The organism is Bartonella grahamii subsp. shimonis (assembly GCF_036327415.1).
In the GTDB taxonomy this organism is placed as follows: Bacteria; Pseudomonadota; Alphaproteobacteria; order Rhizobiales; family Rhizobiaceae; genus Bartonella; species Bartonella shimonis.
In genome coordinates this window covers 131,782-155,086 of the sequence record NZ_CP123961.1, presented here as the reverse complement: position 1 = coordinate 155,086, position 23,305 = coordinate 131,782, and the positions used below count along the sequence as shown (strand labels likewise).

The following is a 23,305-nucleotide window of genomic DNA, read 5'->3' as shown; positions in this document are numbered from 1 at the left end:
GATCTTTGGTTTGCATTCCCCTCCCCCCGCCGGGTGCGAGCGCCCTCGCGTAGGTATTCCGGGAGCTTGAAAATACTGAACTCAAATCAGCCTTTTTGCTTTTAGGGCTTATCGCCCCTGGACAGTGCAAAAACTCCCGGAATTTCTATAAATTTTATCTCTTTGAAGCAGAGGGTAGTATTTTAAAAAACAGGAAGGAGCTTTATTGCTTCTTTGTGGGCTTTTTCCAGTTGTGTCTTGTCCATGCCTTGGAGCATTATTTCAAGATCAGGGGCTTGCATTTTTGCTTCCTTTGCGAGTATATACCATGCTGCTGCCATTATCATATCGCCTTTTGTTCCTGTGCCATCTCGATAAAGCCTTGCAAGGGAAATCTGTGCTGGTGCGACCATTTTAATGGCATTTCTTTGAAGTAAATGAAAAGCACGGTGAAAATCTGTTTCTCCTCCACGCCCCTGTATAAGCCATTGTGCTAAATGAAGTTGAGCTTTTAAGTGGTTGTTTTGAGCCGCTACCTCCATGAGCTTGCGGGCATTGCGATCATCCTTTGGTCGTTTTAACGTGCCTAAGGAAAGAATTTTTGCAGCAGAAAAAGCAGCTTCAGCATCTCCAAGAGCAGCCCCTTTTAAGTACAATTTTAAGGCTTGCTCGATGGCTTCATTTTCACGACTTTGGGAAGAAACACCAGGGAGAGCTTGTTTTTCCTGTGCGGCTTTATAAAGAAGCAGTTGTCCGTAATAAAAATAGGCTTCCTTGACGCCTGCATTGACAGCTTTTTGAATAAACTGTTCACCAAGTTTTTGATTTTGTTTTATAAAGTGACCATCAAACAACATAAGTCCATAGCGTAGTTGTGCTTGGGGTTCCCCCTGTTTTGCGGCGCGTTCAAACCATAAAGCAGCACGCGCACCGTCAATAGGAACAGCACATCCTTCCATATAAATTCGGGCAAGAAGAGTTTGTGCAAAAGGGTCATTTTTTTCAGCACGTCGGAGTGCTTCACGAAAAGCTTTTAAATAATAACCTTGGATGTAATAGTCATAGGCTTTGTCATAGTCTCCAGCTTTTAAGGGCTGAAAAGGTTCTTGTGTGTTTGAAGCGTCTTGAATCGTATTGAGAGAGCTTTCAAAATTTGAGAATTCTTCAGTGTTTCCAGCTGAATTGATAGCAGAACTTGCAAGCCCAATCACGCTTAAGATAAGCAGCTTAATGCTTCTCTTGATCATGGTATTTCCTCCTCATTACCGATCAGAATTTTCACATTTTTCTTTCATCATTACAAGCTGTAGTATAAGAATCTCATTTCTATATTATTTTTATCTTTCAGTTTTTTGTCTTAGTTAAGGTAGGTTTGGCTAAGTTCACACAAATAGCATATACGTTGACAAGAGCCAGACTATTTAAAACAGTCCTGTTAAAAATAATAATGATGAAGGGTTATCGTGTGTCAAGATGCTTATTTTTTATTATATGAAGGGCTTCTTCTCCCTAAAATGAAAAAATGCTTGCAATGGAGGTTGCTTTTTAAAATACGTATGAATGCTTATGAATAGCGCGCTATCCATGTGGTGTTAGCTTGCATTTTCATCAGAGATGAGCTGTAAAATGGCGTTCTTTTTTACTGTTGTGAGCGTTCTAAATCTTTTGAGCAGCAGATATTCCTCTGTGCTTGATGCGATTTCATCATGATGATATGGGGGCTGTTGTTTTGTTAAGATATCGGCATAGAAAAAGGCAATCGGAACATTGAGGATATCGGAAATTTGCATTAAACGCCCCGCGCTTACACGATTTAAGCCGTTTTCATATTTCTGGATTTGTTGGAAAGTGACACCTAAATGTTGACCTAATGTTTTTTGAGACATTTTCAACATTTTTCGTTTCAAACGAATTTTTTTGCCAATAATTTTGCCAATAAAAAGATCAATATTAAGATTTTGAGATTGCATTTTTCCCCGCCGGTTGCGAGCGCCCTCGCATGAGTATTCCGGGAGTCTGAAAACACTGAATCCGAGTCAGCATTTTGCTTTTAGTGCTGAGAAGCACCTGGACATAGCAAAATCTCCCGGAATTCCGGGATACCCACAAAGTGGGCTTATTTTACGCTCGGATCTAGGGTTTTCAGTTCCCTTTTGGTCGTTGCGTATGCGACCAAAACATCTTTTAATTCATAAAGTAATTTCAGGAAATTTACAATAAAAATTAAAATAGTGTCTCTTAACGTGTCGTTTCTCAAAATGGAGGGGTGGCGTGTTTTGCATTCAAGTAATAAAGCATTTACGAGGGGGAAGGGAGGTTTTGAATAGAGCGTGGTGTGTGCTATCCATGTGGTGTTAGCTTGCATTTTCATCAGAGATGAGCTGTAAAATGGCGTTCTTTTTTACCGTGGTGAGCGTTCTAAACCTTTTGAGCAGCAGATATTCCTCTGTGTTTGATGCGATTTCATCATGGTGGTACGGAGGCTGCTGTTTTGTGATGATATCCGCATAAAAAAAGGAAATGGGAATATTTAAGATATCAGAAATTTCCATTAAACGCCCCGCGCTTACACGATTTAAGCCGTTTTCATATTTTTGAATTTGTTGGAAGGTGACACCTAAATGTTGACCTAAAGTTGTTTGAGACATTTTTAGCATTTTTCGTCTAAAACGAATTTTTTTGCCAATAAAAAGATCAATATTAAGATTTTGAGATTGCATTTTTCCCCGCCGGTTGCGAGCGCCCTCGCATGAGTATTCCGGGAGTCTAAAACTGAACTCAAATCAGCATTTTGCTTTTAGTGCTGAGAAGCACCTGGACATAGCAAAATCTCCCGGAATTCCGGGATACCCACAGGAGTGGGATAAATTCATGTTTGAGTTTTCGGGTTTTAGAGCCCTATTGGTCGTTGCGTATGCGACCAAAACATCTTTTAATTCATAAAGTAATTTCAGGAAATTTACAATAAAAATAGTTTTTACTTACAAAATTTGTTTTTTAATGAGAGGCTATCCGCCTTTCAACCTCTCTGGAATGATTACCAAAATCATGACAACAGCCCCCGTGTTTTTTGAGAGGGTTAAAAAGCCTTAAGTTTTAAGATTAAAAGAACTTTGGACGCTTAAAAGTTAAACATTTTCAATTCGCTAATATTGACAACATAGCCAAGAGTAATTATCTTCAATATTTAGGAATAGAAAGGACATACATGATGAAGACCCCCCTTTCTCCGCTCATTTCAGAGTTTGAAACCGTTGAACAGGAGAGCAGCTACACTGCATGATTGCGCGATAAGGTAGCGGGAAGTTTTGTAAATCCGTATCCTCCTATTCCGCATGATGAGGTTATGGCTGAAATGGAAGTTATGATCAGTCAGCTTGAAGCTGAACAGAAAAAGTGATGCTTCCGATTGTTTGGTTGTCTTCGGCGCGCGATGATTTGCGTCAGATTTTAACTTACATTTTTTAACTTACATTGCTGGCGAAAATCCATCTGCTACACGCCGAATAAAAAAGTTTTTGGAAGCATCTGTACTGCCATTGGTTGAACATCCATATCTATACAGACAGAGTGAGAAGGTGTTAGGATTACGAGAAATTGTAGCACATCCAAATTACCTTATATTGTATCGAGTAGCTGTAAATATATTGTATCGAGTAGCTATAAATCAAAACGAAATTGTAGCTGTCGTATATGTCTGACGTGAGTTTCCTATTTTTCTTTAATCTAATCAGAGGCTATCTGCTTCTTAAATCTTTCTGGAACGATTACCAAAATCATGACATCAGCCTCCCCCGTTTATCAAAGGGACTAAAATGATTTCTTCTACGGTAATGAATTGCGGTTTCTTCATTAAAATTTGCACAATCGCTTGCTGTTTGAGGAAGGGGGGGGGATGAGCCGTTTCTTTGAGCCTATAGGGTGTGTGTATCTGTGGCATGTGGTGGGATGCCATGTGGTTTTGGGCGTGCGCTTTAAAAACTAAACATAAGCATTATTCAAATTTAATTTAATGCACGAGTAATTTCATTTGTATTAAAAGAGAAATCAGCTTCTTGTAAGCGCTCTATAAGTTTGGGAAATGTTTCTTTTACCTGTTCTTTAAAAGAAAGGTAGTAAACTCCACCAACATCTGAAGGCATTTCAATGCCTTCTTTTTGTAGGAGAGCAATCCTCTCAAGAGGAAGTGCGGCAGCTAACATGCCCATTTCGAAAATAACATTTTGTCGCGCACGAAATCGAGCTTTTGTTTCACAATCAGATCTAGCATAACCCATGTCATCATGCGTTAAGAGTACAATACCAAAATCTATAGAACTGTCACAAATTTCTTTTTTCAAAGTTTGAATGATGGGTAAACCATTGCCGCTTGTATTTTGTAAGATGTATGGTTCCAGACCAAGCTTGAGAAGAGCATTTTCAAGCTCCTTTAAAGCATAACAATCATGACCATGAACGATAAAGATTTTTTTATTTGAAGGATTGGAAGCAGTTTTTGAAGAAGGAATCGTTGATGTTTCTTCTAGATGCTTTGCTAAATCTTCTATTAAATTTTGTTTTATGTTTTCTTTGCCTTGAACTTGAAGTTTTCCTGTGCTTTTATACCAATTAATAGTGCCTCCTTTGGAGGTTTTGATCTGATATATTCCAGGGGATTGATGTGGTAGAAGTTTAGCATCTGTAATTTGATATCCACACTTGCAAACTATGTTTTTTAGATCTTCAGATGTTCCGCTGTATTGCATTTTTATGTCCCCTGCATATCTCTATCATTCATTGTTGGTATTTGTGATCAACATTAACGTATTTGTGATCAACATTAACAATGATAAATTCCCCCGCAATCATAATGTCTTCTTTTTATAAGATTTTGAACTAGAAAATTTTTTATGATCCTTTTTTCTATATTTTTCATATAATATATAGAAAATATATTATATGAAAAAAAAGACGCTAGCTTTTTCATCTCATTTGATTGAATTATTAAGCAATTTTATTGAGTTCCGAGGTATCTTCTTTATCTGTTATTGTGTGTTCTATATAAGTAATATAGTGGTGAGTGTTTGGATTTTTATTAACGTTTTATTTATAAATTCTCCTCCCATATTACAAGGGGGTGTTTTCACATTTTTCTTGCATTGTTTTAAGCAGTATTAAGGGGTTGTCGTTCCCAAAAATCACTTCTTCTACAGCAATGAATTCACATCCAGTCTTTAAGGCTTCATCAAAGGTTGAAAAATCGCTGCCTGCTTGGATAATGGCAGGGGTTTCCATAATTTCTGCCCACCATGTTGCTAACTGGAGATTGCGGGGGTGTGCATGGGGTTTTTTATCAGCCCCTAATTTGCCAAACAGAAGATAATCAATGCCTGTTTCCGCTGCAAGCATAGCACTATGGCGATTGCGTAGATTGCCAAAGCCTATGATTTTTTGTTCCTTTTGCTCACTTTTAAAGCTTTCAAGAGCGTTAAGATCATCTTCTATGTGCAATCCATCAGCCTTTATGCGCCCAGCAATGCGGCTGTCATCAGTGATGAGAAGGGCTGCGTCATGATGTTGAATATCTTTTGCGTAAGTTTGCGCTTGTTGTTGTAAAAAAGAGCCATCGTCTTTCAACTTTTCAGAATCATAGAGGATGACGCATGCAAAAGACTTTGTTTGCAAAATTTGCTGCAAAAATGTGTGTGGAGTGTTGCGCCGAACATCAAGTGTTAAAATCAACTGAGGGAAAAGAGGTGAATCAATTGGTTTATTTTTTTGTTGTGTCATGTCAAATCCCTGTTTCTTAGAGAAAAATAATGCTTAAAATTAAAGTTTCATTCTATTATGCTTATTTGCGATGAAAGTGACCACCATTTTCACGTAATTTAAATGATTTGTGGGTGTGTGGGAGCCTGCTTATGAGAAAGGAGAGTGTTTTTAAGCATAATTTGTCGCCTTTTTGCTGTGATACACGTATGGATTCTTTTCGTTCTTTTGCTTTTAAAAAACTTTTGCCTTTTAAAAAATAAATGCTTAAAAAGAAACTTGACTCTTAAAAATTAAAATTTCATCCTGTTCGTGTTTTTTGCGATGAGGGTAACCGCCATTTTATGGGACTTCAAAGGGTGTGTGGCGTGTGGGAGTCCACTGATGAAATACCAAGGTGTTCTTGAGCATAATATGCAACCTTTTTTTCGTGATACACGTATTGACGTTTTTCGTTCTTTAGCCTTGTTGACAATTTTCATCAACCATATTCCCGGAACGCTCTATGAGTCTTTTACCCATAGAAATTTCGGTTTTTCTGATTCAGCAGAAGCGTTTGTTTTGCTTTCAGGGATTGCTCTTGGGTTAAGCTTTCATGGGCGGTTACAGCAAAAATCCTTTGCTTTTATTATCCGAAAACTTTGGTACAGAGCTTTGCAGCTCTATGGCGCATATCTTTTTACTACTTTTGTCACGTTAAGTCTCTTTTTTGCTGCCTTTTTATTATGGCGAACAGAAAAACTTTTATCGATGAATAATGTGAGACTCTTTTTTACAGAGCCTGTTACCGCATTTTTGAGTACCTTAAGTTTTGGGCATCAATTAGGCTATAATAATATTCTTCCACTTTATATCGTTTTGATGTTTTTTGCACCTTTTATCCTTTATTTGAGTTGTAAACAGACAAAGTGGCTGCTTTTGGGCTCGTTTACGCTGTATCTTATCTGCGGATTTTATAAAATTGCGCCTCCTTCTTATCCTTTAGAAGGAAAGTGGTTTTTAAATCCTTTGTCTTGGCAATTCTTATTTATTATAGGATTGACCAGTACTTTAGCGCTTAAACAAGGAAAAACAATCGCTTTTCAGTCTTTTTGGGCTGTTTGTGCGGCAGGGTATCTCTTGTTGGCGCTGTTATGGGTTCGCTTAAACTGGTGGGGCATTTTGGGATGGTTTGGCTGGTCTTCTGCATTGTTGAACTTTAATAAAACTTTTTTAAGCTTGCCACGTTTACTCCATGTTCTTGCATTAGCCTTTCTCATTCTTTCTTTGCCGCGCGCCAATAAATGGTTTTATGTCTCTCAGAAACATCCTTTAGCAATCTTAGGAAAACATAGTTTACCGGTCTTTGTAACGGGAACCATTTTTGCGATGTTTGGACAAATTATAAAAACAGTGATGACAGGAACGTTTTTTTCCGATACCTTCTTAATAATAACGGGTATTGCTCTGCAATTTGGAGTCGCCTATTATTGTGAAAAACGGCGATCTTGGCAGTGGTCTTTTTCAAGGAAACTGATCCGTTTATAAGAAAAACGGTCCTATAGTGTTTGTTGGATGCGTTAACCTTAGTATAAAAAGCGCGTTGCGCAAAAAAATTAAAAGAGGTACCAGTTTTTAAAAAAAAGCGTTCTATACAGTAACAAAAGAAACTTTTTAAGACTCTGTTCGTTGAGTGGTGTAATTTTGTGCTGATACTTGGAGTATAAAAGCGTGAGTGTACATAAACGTCCCTATGATGAACCTATTATCATGATTGAGCATAATGCTTTTGAAAATGCTTTTAATCGTCTCTATGAAGAGACAATGGCGCTGATTGAAAAAACCGCAGCGTATATTGATTCAGAAGGGAAATTGGTAGCACGTTCCCTTTCGGCAGAGGTTTCTGCAATCTATGCGAAAGAGGCTATGTATTTAAGTACACGACTTATGCAAATCGCTTCTCAACTCCTTCTTCTTCGTGCAGAACGCGAAGGGGAAATGTCATCAGAACAAATAAAAAAAGAAATTGTAAAAATGTCACTTCATACACCGACATTGGAACTTGAAACCCCTCATTGGCATGAATTGCCAGAAATTTTCCGCCAATTTGTTTCTCATTCATTACGTTTAGAAGCGCGGATAAAGTATATGCGTGCTGGGTGGGAAACTGCAGCCTCCTGTGCTTTAGAAGATGATAATCCAGTAGGAAAACAAATCGAATTGCTCAAAACAGCTTTTGGGCGTTCTTAGAGGTATTCCCTTGCTTTACGCGAAGGGGAAATGTCATCAGAACAAATAAAAAAAGAAATTGTAAAAATGTCACTTCATACACCGACATTGGAACTTGAAACCCCTCATTGGCATGAATTGCCAGAAATTTTCCGCCAATTTGTTTCTCATTCATTACGTTTAGAAGCGCATATTTTTTCATTTAGATATGCGGTTGTAGTTTAAGCGCTCTGGTAAAGAAGGGGCAGCTGTATTTTGAGCGCTCTGGTAAAGAAGGGGCAGCTGTATTTTGAGCGCTGATAATTCAGTGGGAAAACAAATCGAATTGCTTAAAACCGCCTTTGGGCGTTCTTAGAAGTATTCCCTTGCTTTGTGCGAAGGGGAAATGTCATCAGAACAAATAAAAGAAATTGTAAAAATGTCACTTCATACACCGACATTGGAACTTGAAACCCCTCATTGGCATGAATTGCCAGAAATTTTCCGCCAATTTGTTTCTCATTCATTACGTTTAGAAGCGCGGATAAAGTATATGCGTGCTGGGTGGGAAACTGCAGCCTCCTGTGCTTTAGAAGATGATAATCCAGTAGGAAAACAAATCGAATTGCTCAAAACAGCTTTTGGGCGTTCTTAGAAGAATAGCTTCTTGCTTCTTTCTTGCGATATTTAGAGCAGTAAACCCGTTTTTACAACCAGAATTTCACAACTAAAACCAATCTAGAGTGCTTTTTTCTGCCTAATTCCTATTTGAGTGTGGGAAAATATCTTGAGTTTATGGAAGAGAGGGGGAGGTATAGGCATTGATTTCGAATTATGGTGTGGCATATGGGCCGTGGCTGATCTCGTGGGGATCGGCTTTGGTTGATTGCAGCTGGAACGCTTTTTTAATGATCGTGTGATTTTGTTTTGGCTATGATAATGATCAGGTGCTAGATAGAGCAGGGGCTTGTACATCAATTTATTTATGCTCTATAATTTATGCCTATAAAGTTTCGGTAAAGCGTTGGTTAATGAGGATGATACACATTGTTTTAATTTTTGGGTTTCTCTTGTTTTGAATAGACGTTATGTCCTTTGCGTAAAATATCCAAAATAAAATGCCATATAATGAATGCCCTATGGGGCTCCTGTCCCCCCATGCGATGGTCCCCCCATGCAATGTTGTTGTGTGGTAATGAGCATATTCAAAAACACCTCTCAGTTTTTATTCACATCCCTTGAGTACCGCGCATTTTTACCCTTGCAAAGGAGAAAGCCGGCACAATCATCATGTTTTCTAGTCCCCAATGTTGCGACAGCTCTTGGTATTTGAGACGGTTCATTAGAGGCATTTTTAGTCCTTTTTTGTACAATTTCACTCCACACGGAAATCCCACGTGTGATGTGCAGACAAAAGATTTTGATTGATTCAATATAAAGAGGTTTGCATTGAGAAATTCGATAATTCTTATTCAACATACAAATTAAATGAATTATATTTATAAATCAACAGGTTGACTTATTATGGTCGCGTCGTGGTATAACGTAAAAAGTTTCTATAAAGTGTATACAATCCATTGCATAGCCTCTTTACACTTATGAAAGTACAATCCAGCACTATCTATTTGCTCGCTTGCAATGTTTAATCGTTATGACATTGGAAATGATACAGAAAGGGAATTTTTATGTTTGATAGGGCACTTGCTTGTGATGTGTGAATGATTTTGATTGATTTCAGTTATGTTCTATAAAGTATGTTCCATAAAGTGCTGTTCGTTGCGTGTTGTAATTGTATAAATTGGGGAGGGGGACATAACCATTTTTTACTGGTTGTGTCTTGTGCTGCTGTTTTCTTTGTTGTCTTGTCTTTATTCACAAGGGGGAAAAGTGTATAGACTGTAGTTTATGGCAAAGACGATTCGTATTATAGGCATTGATCCCGGATTACGGCGTACAGGGTGGGGTGTTATCGATGTTGCGGGTAATCGTCTTCAGTTTATTGCAGCAGGGACGGTTTCTTCTGATGTACAGTGTGAGCTGGCTTCCAGACTATGTCAGATCCACAAAGGTCTTTCAGAGGTTGCGCATCAATTTATGCCTCATGAAGCTGCTGTAGAACATGTGTTTGTCAACAAAGATGCTACAGCAACTTTAAAACTTGGGCAAGCACGTGCAATTGCACTGCTGGTTCCTGCGCAAGCAAATCTTCCTGTTTTTGAATATGCGCCCAACAAAGTGAAAAAATCAGTTATTGGTGTTGGACATGGTGCTAAAGAACAAATCCATATGATGGTAAAAGTTCTCCTCCCACGGGCTGAATTTGATAGCAGTGATGCCGCTGATGCTCTTGCTCTTGCTCTTTGTCATAGTATGCATCGTAACAGTATTGACCGATCTTATCAGGCAAGGATGGCGATATGATTGGCAAATTAAAGGGCACTCTTGAACATATCTTTGATGATCATATCCTTCTTGATGTTCACGGTGTGGGTTATGTGGTTTTTGTGTCAAATCGGCTCCGTCCTTCTTTACCCTCTGTTGGGGAGGCGTTAAGCCTTTTTATTGAAACGCATGTTCGGGAAGACGCAATCCGCCTTTTTGGTTTTGCTACAAGAGCTGAACAGGAGTGGTTTTGTCTTTTACAAAATGTTCCTGGAGTAGGGGCAAAGGTTGCTTTGGCAATCTTGGGTACTTTATCGCCAGATGAACTTGCACAGGCTATTGCCTTAAACGATGTTGCGATGATTAGTCGAGCGCCGGGCGTTGGTAAAAAAGTCAGTGAAAGAATTGTGGGTGAACTGAAAAGTAAAACACTTCCCTTTGAACAAGCGGTCAAGACTGTTTCTGTTCCTCAGCGTGAGATGACCAATCAACCTGCACATGATGCGCTTGCCGCGTTGATGAAGCTAGGGTTTGAACGGGAGCAAGCATCCCGTGCTCTTGCTCTTGCGATGAACGCTCTTGAGGGGGAAACTATTTCTTCTGCTCTGCTGATCCGCCATAGCCTCAAATTGCTTTCTTCTCCTACTTAAAATCAAGGTAACAATGCATAAAGATGAAGATCAACGCCTTCTGGGTTCCGCCCCCCTTCCTAACGATCCAGATCGTTCCTTAAGACCACAAGTTCTCGATGATTTTATTGGTCAAGAAGCGGCACGGGCTAATTTAAAAATATTTATTGAAGCGGCAAAAACGCGGCAAGAAGCGCTGGATCACGTTTTGTTTGTAGGGCCACCGGGGTTAGGAAAAACAACGCTTTCACAGATTATGGCAAAAGAATTAGGCGTTAATTTTCGCTCTACTTCAGGGCCGGTCATTGCTAAAGCAGGAGATTTAGCCGCTCTCTTGACCAATCTCGAAGAACGTGATGTCTTATTTATTGATGAAATTCATCGCTTAAATCCAGCGATTGAAGAAATTCTTTATCCAGCCATGGAAGATTATCAACTTGATTTGATCATTGGGGAGGGGCCGGCGGCACGCTCGGTGAAAATTGATCTGGCTAAATTTACTTTGGTAGCGGCAACCACACGTTTGGGGCTTTTGACCACACCGCTGAGAGACCGTTTTGGCATTCCAATTCGTCTCAATTTTTATACTATAGAAGAATTAGAATATATTGTGCAGCGTAATGCGCGGCTTTTTGCCGTCAAGATCAGTGATGATGGTGCTCATGAAATTGCACGCCGAGCACGGGGGACTCCTCGTATTGCCGGACGGCTTTTACGGCGCGTTTGTGATTTTGCTTTGGTTAAACAGGCAAAACAAATTGACCAAAAAATCGCCGATGAAGCGCTTTCGCGTCTTGAGGTCGATCACCTTGGGCTTGATCCACTTGACCGTCGCTACTTGCTCCTGATTGCGGAAACTTTTTTAGGGGGACCGGTGGGGATTGAAACGATTGCGGCTGCTTTATCAGAACCACGCGATGCTATTGAAGATATTGTTGAACCATATTTGCTCCAACAAGGTTTTATTCAAAGAACCGCTCGTGGACGCATTTTGACTGAAAAGGCTTGGAGCCATTTAGGGCTTTCTGCTCCTGCTTCAACGTCTATACAAAAGCGTACTCAACTTTCTGATGCTCAAGATGATGTATCACTTCAGACGTCTTTATGGGATGGAGAAGATGACTAAGTCATTCTTTTTTAAAAGAAACTACGTGAATATTTTATAGCAAGGACATAAAATACAAGAGACGTGCTTTTTTTAGCATATTCTGATCGAAAAGATTTGGCACTATTGATGAGGAGGCTTTGCTTTTCACAACTTAAACACAAAAATGTGTTCAATTTTTTGATTGATAAATAATTTGCTATATTAGATGATTTTATGGGACATGAAGCCGATGACAGAAATAACGCCTTTTAAGAGCAATCATACAAATGCTTTTCATAATTTTCAGGTCCGCGTTTATGTTGCTGATACAGATTTTTCCGGTGTGGTTTATCATGCGCGTTATCTTGAGTTTTTTGAACGAGGACGTTCAGAGTTTTTACGGGATACCGGTTTTAATAATAAAATGTTGGCAGCAGGGGTTGAGGGGGAAAAACTGTTTTTTGTTGTTCGTCATATGGAAATTAATTTTTCAAGACCAGCTAAAATTGATAATCTTTTAGTCGTTAAAACACGTGTTAATCATATCCAAGGGGCACGCTTTTTTATGGAGCAATCTATTTTGCATGAGGCAACTACGTTGGTAACAGCGAAAGTTGAAATTGCTCTGATTAATGAGGAGGCAAAACCGCGACGTTTACCCAAAGAACTTTTTGCAAAAATCCTTGGTTAAAAGTGTTGTACATTGAATATACAAAATGTTGATTTATAATGATAATTCATTGCGTTGTCACTTTCGGATAATTCTGAAACTTGTAAGATTTTTTCTTTCCAAGCTCTATTGCTGGGAATTAATCAAAAACATTTTTTTGTATATCACAAGCGGGGTTGGTGAGTGGCTACAAAAACACTTAAGAAAGGAATAAACATGCCTCTTATGAATTTTTTCAAGTATTAAGACCTATCGCAGCATTTAAAGCTGGAACGCGTATGATGGTTTAGCTTTCTTTTTATGAGCGTAAAGATGATGGTGCATAATAGATTTCATGTATTTTCATATCTTTCATTTTATAGCGTTTATGGGGAAGGCTTTGTGGTTATATTTTTCATAAATGCCGTTTTGAAATAAGGGGGGGCGTTGAGAGATGTCTCGAGTCATCACTTTTTAAAGAAATTTAAGAAATAAGTGTTGTTTTAGCGTACGTATTTATGTGAGACTAAAGTTTTTTACTTAAATTTAGAAACTATAAAATAATCTGTTTTATAGAATTTTAAAAAATACACCTTTTATTTAGAGGGACAAAAATTATGCCGCATGGTGAACTAATGAATCCGGAAACAATTGGAATGTTGCATTTGTTTATGCAAGCGAGTTGGATCGTGAAAGGTGTTATGATTGGATTGCTGCTCGCTTCCGTTTGGAGTTGGGCAATTATTTTTGATAAAATTTTTACGTATCGGAGAATGCGGCGTGAAATAAAGCAGTTTGAACGTACATTTTGGTCAGGCAAAGCGCTAGAAGATCTTTATGCATCATGTAAAAGTCAACGCACCAATAGTATATCCGCAGTTTTTATGGCGGCAATGGTTGAATGGAAAAAATCTCTTGAAAAAGGGACTCATACATCGACAAGTTTGCAGAGCAGAATTGATAAAGCTATGGATTTGACGCTGGGACGTGAAAGTGAAAAGATAGAATCAAAATTAAGTTTTCTTGCGACACTGGGATCTGCGGGACCCTTTATCGGACTTTTTGGAACAGTTATTGGTATTATGGAGTCTTTTCTTTCTATTTCAGCTTCTCAAAATACATCACTTGCCATTGTCGCGCCAGGTATTGCAGAAGCACTTTTGGCAACCGCCATTGGTTTGTTTGCAGCAATTCCAGCCGTTATTGCTTATAACAAGTTGACTCATGAAAGTGCGCGCATCATTGCACAAATAGAAAATTTTGCCGATGAATTTTCAACAATTGTATCGCGGCGTATTGATGAAACTCGCACAGCACCTTCCTCTTTATAAAAAGGAGCTTATCCCATGGGAATTTCTGTTGCTTCTTCTTCTCGAAAAAATACACGTAGGCGCTATCATTCACGAAGCCAACTGATGAGTGAGATCAATGTCACTCCTTTTGTGGATGTCATGCTGGTCTTGTTGATTATTTTTATGGTCTCTGCTCCCCTTTTAGTGAACGGTGTTCCTCTAGATTTGCCTCGTAGTCAAGCGGGTCCTGTACGAGCGCAAAAAACGCCCCTTACGGTTTCACTTGACGCGCAAGGGCGTTTTGCCATTAATCAAGATTATTATGAAACGTCACAAGTACTGATTGCACACCTTAAAACTCTTCTGGAAGCAGATGCTACACAAAAAGATCAACGGGTTTTTGTGCGGGTTGCTAAAACTGTTGAATATCAGCAAGTATTAAAACTGCTGGCGGATATTCAAAAAGCGGGGTTTTCTCAAGTTGCGTTAGCAAGTCTAGCACAATAAATGATAAGTAATAAAGTTGCACATAAATGGTTGTTTTTAAAATGTTTTCAAAAGAGCATAGAGTGATTAAAAATGAAAAAATATAAGGCATAAATAAGGCATAAAGAATGAACAAAGACTCCTATCATAGCATGAAACGAGGCTTGGCTTTATCTCTTGTGGTCCATGTCATCTTTCTCAGTTGGGGAGCTGTTCAGTTTACAAGCTCTGTTTCTTTACCGCAACCATTGGAGGCAATTCCCATCACTCTTGCTCCTTTAGTGGAAGAGTTTTCCTCTCAACAAGGAGCCGTGAAGGCTCCTATCCGTGCAATCCCTGCCGTTAAACCAACTATGCAACCACAAGAGAAAGAAGATGCACGCCATATTGGAGATGGAGAAATAGATAGTCGAACACCTTTTCAACCAAAGGAAAAACTACGTCCTGTTGAAACAGCATCGTCACCACCAAGCGAGAACACGTCAGAAACATTTGCACCCGAACTTACAAAACCAGAATTATTAGAAGCAAAAACAGAGGATGTGCCTGAGATGCCTTTGAAAGCGCCAGAGGATGTGCACAAGGATGTGCCTGAGATGCCTTTGAAAGCACCAGAGGATGTGCACAAGGATGTGCCTGAGATGCCTTTGAAAGCGCCAGAGGATGTGCACAAGGATGTGCCTGAGATGCCTTTGAAAGCACCAAAGGATGTGCACAAGGATGTGCCTGAGATGCCTTTGAAAGCACCAAAGGATGTGCACAAGGATGTGCCTGAGATGCCTTTGAAAGCGCCAGAGGATGCGCACAAGGATGTGCCTGAGATGCCTTTGAAAGCACCGGAGGATGCGCACAAGGATGTGCCTGAGATGCCTTTGAAAGCACCAAAGGATGCGCCCAAGGATGTGCCTGAGATGCCTTTGAAAGCACCAAAGGATGTGCTCAAGGATGTGCTCAAGCTTGCGCACAAAAATGAAGAGATGATATCGCCAAAAGAATTGGCTCAAACGGTACAGAAGGTTCCAGCAGAGCAGATTTTTCATCAAGCGCCAAAAATTGCGCTTCCAGAAAAACCTCTTCTTCCGCAGTTTAAACCAAAATTTGACGAAGAATTTCCAAGAAAAAATAGGGACGCATTGAATCAAAAGATGCCAAAGCTTAATAAGAAAAACCAAGAGAAACAGACCATTGAAGATATTTTAGCTATGGAGGAAAATAATTTGCTCAATCGCGCGCGGTCACAAGGAGGGGGAGCAAAACGTTCTCATACACCAGAAGCTTTGGGCGCAAGAAAAAACGTTAATGATACCACAAAAATGGCACAAACATTGGTCAATATTGTAGGGGGATGTATTCAACAGAAGCTTAAACTTGTGGCGCTTGGTGGCGATTTAAAAAATCGCCCGGTCGTGCGGTTGCGATTTTACTTAGATCGTGAAGGGATGATTGTGGGCGATCCTATCATTGATTCCGTGAGCGGTCTTGAGAGTCAACAAGCGATTATGATAAGGCAGGTGTACGCCGCTGTCTTTTCATGCCAACCTTATGCAGATCTCCCACGTGATCAATATGATTTGTGGGGGCAAGGTTTTGACTTTAATGTTGATCCCCTCCAAGAAATAAGATGATAAATGAGAAAAAATAAATTGGCTTAATGAAAGGATACATTCCATGATGACTATAACGAGACATAAAGTTTTTGCTTGGTTTATTGTCACTTGTGGGTTGTGCTTTTCAAGCATTTCATCGGTTTATGCACAATTGAAAGGGACTATTTCGAGCGCTGATTTTAATCCCATTCCCATTGTAATTACAGACTTTATTTCCAATGATTCGATTGGGTTGAAAATATCTGCTGTGGTGACAGCCGATCTTGAACGGTCGGGGCTTTTTTTACCGCTTGATAAAGCAAATTTTCTTGAAAACATTTCTAATCCTAATAAACAACCGCATTTTGCGTCGTGGCAGAAAATAAGAGCGCAAGGTTTAGTGACAGGGCAAGTCATGAGAGAAATCGATGGACGTTTGAGGGTCGATTTTCGTTTATGGGATGTTTTTGGACAAAGACAATTGAAAGGACGGCGTTTTTATACCGCGACAGAACGTTGGCGGCGTGTTGCACATATGATCGCAGATGAGATTTATAGTGAGATGACAGGAGAAAGTGGTTATTTTGATACAAGAATTGTTTTTATAGATGAAACAGGCCCTCAAAATGCACGCATTAAACGCTTAGCAATGATGGATCAAGATGGCGCAAATTTGATTTATATGTCTGATGGAAGTGAATTGGTGCTTACACCGCGTTTTTCCCCAAAAAGACAAGAAATGACTTATATGGCTTATGAGGACAATCAAGTGCCTCATGTTTATCTCCAACAAATTGAAATGGGACAAAGAGAGTTGATCGGAACATTTAATAACATGACAATTGCTCCGCGTTTTTCTTCTGATGGACAAAAAGTCATCATGAGTTTGTTACAAAATGATGGGAGTGCAAATCTTTACACCATGGATTTACGAACCCGCACGATGACGCGCCTGACAACAACTTCTGCTATCGATACTTCTGCTTCTTATTCACCGGATGGAAAACAAATCGTTTTTTCCTCAGATCGTAGCGGAAAGCCGCAAATCTATAAAATGAATGCGGATGGGAGTGATATTCAGCGTATTTCTTCGAATGAAGGGAGTTATTCAACGCCCATTTGGTCACCACGGGGTGATTATATCGCCTTTACAAAACAATTAAACGGACAATTTTCTATTGGTGTTATGCGCCCTGATGGACAAGGAGAACGAATTTTAACAACGGGTTTTCACAATGAAGGACCAACTTGGGCACCCAATGGCCGTGTGTTGATGTTCTTTCGCAAAAATCCTGGTATGGGACCAAAAATTTATACGATTGATATTACGGGACGCAATGAACGACAACTCCCTACACCCAATGATGCTTCGGATCCAGCATGGTCGCCACTGCTCAATATACAGTAAAATAAAATGCTTAAAAATACAAAATATAGAGGGAATACAGTCCCAAGTTTACACAATCTCAGTTATCTTTAATTATTAAAAAAAGAAATTGATTATAGTGGGCATGGGGAGTTATGTAGATTTCATCCATCATCTACGGTTGTTTATCGATAATAGAATTTCCTTGGGGAAAATGCTTAAAAAGTCAAAAACAATACCTTGAAAAAATATAATCGAAAATTCTGAGGTCTCTAGATTTCAACCTTTTATTCACAGTGTCGCTATATATATTTTTTGGGCTTCCTCTTCGATTTGGTTTGCGAAGAGTCCGGACTCTTGCCAAGGGTGCTTTTTCTGCTGCTCTGATCTGTTTTATTCAAGTACGCTGTTGTTTTAGGTCTGAATATTGATTGTTCGGTAATAGCAAAAGGACAGATTTTTAAGATAAATGACGTTATTTTATGAAACATACGATGTTATAAAGTTAATGCCATAAAGTCAAAAATTTATCCGAAACGGATTAGAGAGATGTACCGGCTTTTTGTACAATATTTTGCTAAACAATCAGCTCGGGCTTTCCATTTACTTATTTTTATTCTGTGATGTCGTCAAAACACTGTCATTTGAGGTGTGGGGATATAAGGCATATAAACCTCCTTGATATATTTTAAGTGTTTTTTAGTGTGTGGCGAATATTTAGGGGAGTGTTTTTTTGGGGACTTAAATTTCAAGTGAATTCCATAAGTGATTCGTTATAGGCATACGTCAAGAAAATCCTAATCGTTTACAGACCAGATTATCTTCATTACTTTAGGGTAGGGAGGTTAATCTTAAAGAACAAAAAACTCAAATAGAGAGGGGCTATAGGGATAATCTTTGGAGCATGTAAGAAAGGCGTGAGGCTACAGAGTTTTGTATGCTTTCTTTTTTTAGGGTTATGTTTTCTGGAATTAATTGTGGTTTTCTTGTCGCACCAATGGTTAGTCCCCGCTATTGACGCGGGGCTTTTATATGTGCGGATAAAGAGGAGAGGTGACAGATGCTTTTGAAGCCCTCATGAATAAAGAGAGGGCTTGTGCAAATGATGGAAATTATACGGATAATTTTGCTAAAATCTCATCGCTGACATCAAAATTGGCATAAACATTTTGCACATCATCATCTTCTTCTAATGTTGAAATTAGTCGTAAGACGGATAAAGCTTTTTCTTCATCTATTGGTGCAAGTGTGGTCGCTTTCCAAATTGTTTTAATCGATTCTGCTTCACCAAGTTTTGCTTCAAGTGTTTTGGAAACTTCACCAATATCTTCAAATGCGCAGGTAATATGATGTCCGGTTTCTTCTGATTGCACATCTTCGGCACCGGCTTCAATTGCTGCATCCATGATGTTATCGGCTGTCCCTGCTTCTGGCTTATAAATTATTTCACCAATCCGGTTAAACATGAAACTTACAGAACCTGTTTCTCCTAGGGCTCCTCCTGATTTTGTGAAGGCGGCGCGCACATTTGAAGCGGTGCGGTTGCGGTTATCGGTTAAAGCTTCAACAATGACGGCAACGCCGCCTGGTCCATAGCCTTCATAGCGCACTTCATCATAATTCTCGACATCGGTGCCTGAAGCTTTTTTAATCGCGCGTTCAATATTATCTTTCGGCATCGATTGTGCTTTGGCATTTTGAACAGCCAACCTTAAACGTGGATTCATGGCTGGATCAGGAGCACCTTGTTTTGCTGCTACGGTAATTTCGCGTGCAAGCTTGGAAAATATTTTCGAGCGCATTGCATCCTGACGCCCTTTACGGTGCATAATATTTTTAAATTGTGAATGGCCTGCCATAGTTTTCTTTCCTGTTTGAGAGCTTTCTTTCCAGTTGGATACTCTTTAGAATTTAAGGCGATAAAACACGCATCCCACCAGAATAAATGTGTCACAACATGAGGTAAAATAATCGAATAAACTCTTTATAAGAAAATTCATCTTAAAGGTAAAGAGATCTTAGTTGAGGATCATTACAAGAGAGATCTCTTGTCGTTGAGCAAAAATAACGCTATAACAGAATGTAATCTCATGGCAAAATGGTTTATTCCGTGCCTCGCTTTGTTTTAGGAGTGGTTGGAGAGACCTAACATATAAAAAGTTCTAGTGCTCTTGAGTGGGCGGTAACCGGCCTCATAGAAGAGGCGCAGAAGAGGATTTATAAAAATGGCAACGCAACTTTTGATGCCCAAAGCAACAGCTGTTTGGTTGGTTGATAATACAGCTCTTTCTTTTGATCAGATTGCAGAATTTTGTAAATTACATGTCTTGGAAGTAAAAGCTATTGCCGATGGTGATGCGGCTTATGGTATTAAAGGTTTAGATCCGATTAGTTCTGGGCAATTGACGCGCAGTGAAATTGCACGGGTGGAGGCTGATCAAAACGCACGCTTGAAAATTTCTCAATCTAGGGTGCATATTCCTGAAAAAAAACGTAAAGGGGCGCGCTATATCCCTCTTTCTCGACGCCAAGATCGTCCCAATGGTATCCTATGGTTGGTTATGAACCATCCTGAGTTGAAAGATGCACAAATTGCACGGTTGATTGGGACAACAAAAGCAACGATTGAACAAATTCGCCTTAGAACCCACTGGAATAGTGCAAATCTGGTCCCTCTTGATCCTGTAGGACTTGGTTTGTGTTCGCAAATCGATTTAGATTTTGAGCTCCAGCGTGCGGCGAAAAATCGTCCTGTTGTTTTGGAAGAAGATAGGTCGTTGCTTCCCGCTTCTGTGACGGAAAACGCTGTTCTAGAGGAAAATGAGAGTGAAGAAAATCTACATAAGACTTTTGATGCTGATAAAGTTTTTGCAAAGCTGAACGCGCTGCAAAAAAATCGTCAAGATCAAGATGATGCATAAATAGCCATGACGTATTAAGAGAAACATTTCTTATGAAAAAGTTAGAGAAATGGCTGGAGAGAAGAAAAATTGGCAGAAAATAAAAATGATGACCAAAAAACAGAAAAAATTTCGTCTTCATTAGGAATTAACGGTTATTCTTAAAAATATTTTTAAGAATTTATCCTTCTTTACGAAACCCAAGGAGAAACGGCTTATGCGCTCTACCAAAAAAACCTTCTCTCATTCTTTAGTTATCCTCTTTTTTTTCTCACTATGCTTGGGTGGGTGTGGCAAAAAAAATGTCGGTGCGCTTAACGGTATGAATGGCGCTTATATGAATGATGCTGGTTTGAATCAGCTGTCACCAGGCTCAGGACAAGAATTTACGGTTAATGTAGGTGATCGCGTGTTTTTTAGTCTTGATTCTTCTTCACTTGATGCTGATGCTGAACGTATTTTAACGCGTCAAGCAGAATGGTTGCTTCATTATCCTTATTATTCTATTATGATCGAAGGTCATGCTGATGAGAGGGGAACACGTGAATATAATTTGGCACTTGGACAGCGCCGTGCTGTTGCTGTGCGAAACTATTTGGTATCTCTAGGTGTGTCTGCACAACGGATTCAAACAATTTCTTACGGAAAAGAAAGACCTGTGGCAGTATGTGATGATATTTCCTGTTGGAATCAAAATCGACGTGCTGTGACAACGTTGAGTGGCATGAATAGTCATTAAAAAGAGGATTGTTTGTTTCAATTATTCAATAAGCTCTTAAGGGGAAAAAAGAATGTATCGTAAAATCAATTGGAAAACACTCCTTTATATGGCGGTTTTCATAGCTTATTCTACTTCACTTGTTCAAAGTGCGGCACGAAAGGCTTCCGAATATCCTGCACATGATACGGATAAAGTTGATGCAGTTGATGATGCAGTTGATAAGGCTGTTGATGCTGTGAAGAGCGCACCTGAAGCAGCCGATAAAGCAGCATCTAGCGTGGAGGAAAAAGCCACTGATGCAATTGATAAGGCGGCTGATGCTGTGAAGAAAGCACCTGAAGCAGCTGATAAAGCAGCATCTAGCGTGGAGGAAAAAGCCACTGATGCAGTTGATAAGGCTGTCGATGCTGTGAAGAGCGCACCTGAAGCAGCCGATAAAGCAGCATCTAGCGCGGTGGAAAAAGCTACTGATGCAGTTGATAAGGCTGTTGATGCTGTGAAGAGCGCACCTGAAGCAGCCGATAAAGCAGCATCTAGCGTGGAGGAAAAAGCCACTGATGCAATTGATAAGGCTGTTGATGCTGTGAAGAGCGTACCTGAAGCAGCTGATAAGGCGTCTGATGCAGTGAAGAGCGCACCTGAAGCAGCTGATAAAGCAGCATCTAGCGTGGAGGAAAAAGCTACTGATGCAATTGATAAGGCTGTTGATGCTGTGAAGAGCGCACCTGAAGCAGCTGATAAAGCAGCATCTAGCGCGGTGGAAAAAGCCACTGATGCAATTGATAAGGCGTCTGATGCCGTGAAGAGCGCACCTGAAGCAGCTGATAAAGCAGCATCTAGCGTGGAGGAAAAAGTCACTGATGCAGTTGATAAGGCTGTTGATGCTGTGAAGAGCGCACCTGAAGCAGCCGATAAAGCAGCATCTAGCGTGGAGGAAAAAGCCACTGATGCAGTTGATAAGGCTGTTGATGCTGTGAAGAGCGCACCTGAAGCGGCCGATAAAGCAGCATCTAGCGTGGAGGAAAAAGCCACTGATGCAGTTGATAAGGCTGTTGATGCTGTAAAGAGCGCACCTGAAGCAGCCGATAAAGCAGCATCTAGCGTGGAGGAAAAAGCCACTGATGCAGTTGATAAGGCTGTTGATGCTGTGAAGAGCGCACCTGAAGCGGCCGATAAAGCAGCATCTAGCGCGGTGGAAAAAGCCACTGATGCAGTTGATAAGGCGGCTGATGCTGTGAAGAGCGCACCTGAAGCAGCCGATAAAGCAGCATCTAGCGTGGAGGAAAAAGCCACTGATGCAGTTGATAAGGCGGCTGATGCTGTGAAGAGCGCACCTGAAGCGGCCGATAAAGCAGCATCTAGCGTGGAGGAAAAAGCCACTGATGCAGTTGATAAGGCGGCTGATGCTGTGAAGAGCGCACCAGAAGCAGCCGATAAAGCAGCATCTAGCGCGGTGGAAAAAGCCACTGATGCAGTTGATAAGGCGTCTGATGCTGTGAAGAGCGCACCTGAAGCAGCAGATAAAGCAGCATCTAGCGCGGTAGAAAAAGCCTCTCGTGTTGCAGAGCACCAAGGGATTATTTTAGAGAATCAACAGGCTTTATTTAAAGATTATGATTTAGATAAGCTTTTGCATAAGATACGAATGGTGCTTGAGCATAACAATCTGAAAAATGTTAACAAGCAGTTTCACGGGCTTTTTGATAAAAAAGACCTTTCTGTTTATTCTTGCTCCTTTGAAAAGTCCGCTGTGGATGAAAAATCTCAGACTGTAAAAGAAGAGATGGAGCAGGTGTATAGTACAGGTGATCAGACAAAGGTTGCTGCTGTAGAAGCTGAGGTGGAGAGCCATGATCATGAAAACAGTAAAGCGCATGAAGTAAGTGCTCCAATTGAAGTGCATCAGAGTGACAATCTTTCTTCTTCTAAAGCTTTGTATAAGGAAGGGTATGATTTTATTCGTTCTGCCAACTATGTTGATGCTGAAAAAAGCTTTTGCGCTTTTCGAAATCGTTACAAGAAGGATTCTTTGAGTGATGATGCTTTATTTTGGTTGGCTGAATCTTTGTTGGGACAAAAACGCTATCATGAAGCAGCACAAGTTTATCTTACCGCATGGTATGCCGATAAAAAGAAGCTCTATACCTCCGAAATTTTGCTGAAATTGGCAAGAAGTATGGTCGCTCTTGAGCCAAATAAAGATGATTGTGCTCATTTTGTGAGAAAGTCAAAACATCAAAAAACATTAGAGTCTATATTTTGTAAATCTGCAAAATAAACAGAGAGGTTGTTT

General features: G+C 39.9%; 22 protein-coding genes and 1 pseudogene. 17 read left to right on the top strand and 6 right to left on the bottom strand.

What is annotated here, in order from left to right; genetic code table 11:
- Positions 1-182: 182 nt before the first annotated feature.
- From QHG57_RS00925 to QHG57_RS00915, 3 genes are all read right to left on the bottom strand, one after another.
- The gene (locus tag QHG57_RS00925; RefSeq protein ID WP_330168247.1) at positions 183-1,226 is read right to left on the bottom strand and encodes a tetratricopeptide repeat protein; all 1,044 of its coding nucleotides are present in this window, start codon (positions 1,224-1,226) and stop codon (positions 183-185) included.
- Between the two features lie 345 nt (positions 1,227-1,571).
- Positions 1,572-1,949, bottom strand: coding sequence for a helix-turn-helix domain-containing protein (locus QHG57_RS00920; protein ID WP_330169286.1), 378 nt, complete (start codon positions 1,947-1,949; stop codon positions 1,572-1,574).
- A gap of 384 nt (positions 1,950-2,333) precedes the next feature.
- Positions 2,334-2,699 (bottom strand): helix-turn-helix domain-containing protein, encoded by a 366-nt coding sequence (locus QHG57_RS00915; RefSeq protein ID WP_330169285.1) that lies wholly within the window; start codon positions 2,697-2,699, stop codon positions 2,334-2,336.
- Between the two features lie 563 nt (positions 2,700-3,262).
- Here QHG57_RS00915 and QHG57_RS00910 point away from each other — a divergent pair.
- Both QHG57_RS00910 and QHG57_RS09720 read left to right on the top strand, forming a co-directional pair.
- Entirely contained in the window at positions 3,263-3,379 is a 117-nt protein-coding gene (locus tag QHG57_RS00910; protein WP_330168245.1) for an antitoxin PaaA2 family protein, read from the top strand.
- Positions 3,380-3,497: 118 nt separating this feature from the next.
- The gene (locus QHG57_RS09720) at positions 3,498-3,680 is read left to right on the top strand and encodes a hypothetical protein (RefSeq protein ID WP_419196692.1); all 183 of its coding nucleotides are present in this window, start codon (positions 3,498-3,500) and stop codon (positions 3,678-3,680) included.
- A 303-nt stretch (positions 3,681-3,983) separates the two neighbouring features.
- Here the strand turns inward: QHG57_RS09720 and QHG57_RS00905 are convergent, their stop codons facing one another.
- Both QHG57_RS00905 and QHG57_RS00900 read right to left on the bottom strand, forming a co-directional pair.
- On the bottom strand, positions 3,984-4,724 hold the full coding sequence (locus tag QHG57_RS00905; protein WP_330168244.1) for a TIR domain-containing protein: 741 nt from the start codon (positions 4,722-4,724) through the stop codon (positions 3,984-3,986).
- Positions 4,725-5,085: 361 nt separating this feature from the next.
- Positions 5,086-5,748: a thiamine phosphate synthase gene (locus QHG57_RS00900; protein WP_330169284.1), complete on the bottom strand. Its 663-nt coding sequence runs from the start codon at positions 5,746-5,748 to the stop codon at positions 5,086-5,088.
- Positions 5,749-6,111: 363 nt separating this feature from the next.
- Between QHG57_RS00900 and QHG57_RS00895 the strand changes: the two genes are divergently transcribed.
- From QHG57_RS00895 to tolB, 12 genes and pseudogenes are all read left to right on the top strand, one after another.
- Positions 6,112-7,254: an OpgC family protein gene (locus tag QHG57_RS00895; RefSeq protein WP_330168242.1), complete on the top strand. Its 1,143-nt coding sequence runs from the start codon at positions 6,112-6,114 to the stop codon at positions 7,252-7,254.
- Positions 7,255-7,437: 183 nt separating this feature from the next.
- On the top strand, positions 7,438-7,956 hold the full coding sequence (locus tag QHG57_RS00890) for a DUF1465 family protein (RefSeq protein WP_330168241.1): 519 nt from the start codon (positions 7,438-7,440) through the stop codon (positions 7,954-7,956).
- A 30-nt stretch (positions 7,957-7,986) separates the two neighbouring features.
- Positions 7,987-8,160: a hypothetical protein gene (locus tag QHG57_RS09715; RefSeq protein ID WP_419196334.1), complete on the top strand. Its 174-nt coding sequence runs from the start codon at positions 7,987-7,989 to the stop codon at positions 8,158-8,160.
- A gap of 151 nt (positions 8,161-8,311) precedes the next feature.
- Positions 8,312-8,569: pseudogene (locus QHG57_RS00880) on the top strand (DUF1465 family protein); the annotation flags it as partial.
- 1,250 nt (positions 8,570-9,819) lie between these two features.
- Positions 9,820-10,335: a crossover junction endodeoxyribonuclease RuvC gene (ruvC, locus tag QHG57_RS00875; RefSeq protein ID WP_330169283.1), complete on the top strand. Its 516-nt coding sequence runs from the start codon at positions 9,820-9,822 to the stop codon at positions 10,333-10,335.
- Positions 10,332-10,946, top strand: coding sequence for a Holliday junction branch migration protein RuvA (ruvA, locus tag QHG57_RS00870; protein WP_330168239.1), 615 nt, complete (start codon positions 10,332-10,334; stop codon positions 10,944-10,946). Before ruvC ends, ruvA begins: the two co-directional genes overlap by 4 nt.
- A 13-nt stretch (positions 10,947-10,959) precedes the next feature.
- Positions 10,960-12,051 carry a Holliday junction branch migration DNA helicase RuvB gene (gene ruvB / locus QHG57_RS00865; protein WP_330168238.1) on the top strand — a complete coding sequence of 364 codons (1,092 nt, stop codon included), beginning with the start codon at positions 10,960-10,962 and terminating at the stop codon, positions 12,049-12,051.
- Positions 12,052-12,262: 211 nt separating this feature from the next.
- On the top strand, positions 12,263-12,703 hold the full coding sequence (gene ybgC / locus QHG57_RS00860; protein ID WP_330168767.1) for a tol-pal system-associated acyl-CoA thioesterase: 441 nt from the start codon (positions 12,263-12,265) through the stop codon (positions 12,701-12,703).
- Between the two features lie 575 nt (positions 12,704-13,278).
- Positions 13,279-13,992, top strand: a complete 714-nt coding sequence (gene tolQ / locus QHG57_RS00855; RefSeq protein WP_330168237.1) for a protein TolQ — start codon at positions 13,279-13,281, stop codon at positions 13,990-13,992.
- A gap of 15 nt (positions 13,993-14,007) precedes the next feature.
- Positions 14,008-14,460 carry a protein TolR gene (tolR, locus tag QHG57_RS00850; RefSeq protein ID WP_330168236.1) on the top strand — a complete coding sequence of 151 codons (453 nt, stop codon included), beginning with the start codon at positions 14,008-14,010 and terminating at the stop codon, positions 14,458-14,460.
- A 107-nt stretch (positions 14,461-14,567) separates the two neighbouring features.
- On the top strand, positions 14,568-16,064 hold the full coding sequence (locus QHG57_RS00845; protein ID WP_330169282.1) for a cell envelope integrity protein TolA: 1,497 nt from the start codon (positions 14,568-14,570) through the stop codon (positions 16,062-16,064).
- Positions 16,065-16,107: 43 nt separating this feature from the next.
- Positions 16,108-17,433 (top strand): Tol-Pal system beta propeller repeat protein TolB, encoded by a 1,326-nt coding sequence (gene tolB, locus QHG57_RS00840; protein ID WP_419196333.1) that lies wholly within the window; start codon positions 16,108-16,110, stop codon positions 17,431-17,433.
- Between the two features lie 1,070 nt (positions 17,434-18,503).
- On the opposite strand, the gene QHG57_RS00835 is transcribed toward tolB, so the two are convergent.
- Entirely contained in the window at positions 18,504-19,250 is a 747-nt protein-coding gene (locus QHG57_RS00835) for a YebC/PmpR family DNA-binding transcriptional regulator (protein WP_005774608.1), read from the bottom strand.
- Positions 19,251-19,616: 366 nt separating this feature from the next.
- Here QHG57_RS00835 and QHG57_RS00830 point away from each other — a divergent pair, with 366 nt between their 5' ends.
- The 3 genes from QHG57_RS00830 (at position 19,617) to QHG57_RS00820 (ending at position 23,290) form a co-directional block, all read left to right on the top strand.
- The gene (locus tag QHG57_RS00830; protein WP_330168234.1) at positions 19,617-20,312 is read left to right on the top strand and encodes a DUF1013 domain-containing protein; all 696 of its coding nucleotides are present in this window, start codon (positions 19,617-19,619) and stop codon (positions 20,310-20,312) included.
- A gap of 196 nt (positions 20,313-20,508) precedes the next feature.
- Entirely contained in the window at positions 20,509-21,030 is a 522-nt protein-coding gene (gene pal / locus QHG57_RS00825; RefSeq protein ID WP_330168233.1) for a peptidoglycan-associated lipoprotein Pal, read from the top strand.
- Between the two features lie 52 nt (positions 21,031-21,082).
- Complete coding sequence (locus QHG57_RS00820) at positions 21,083-23,290, top strand: tol-pal system protein (RefSeq protein ID WP_330169281.1); 2,208 nt, start codon at positions 21,083-21,085, stop codon at positions 23,288-23,290.
- Positions 23,291-23,305 lie beyond the last annotated feature (15 nt).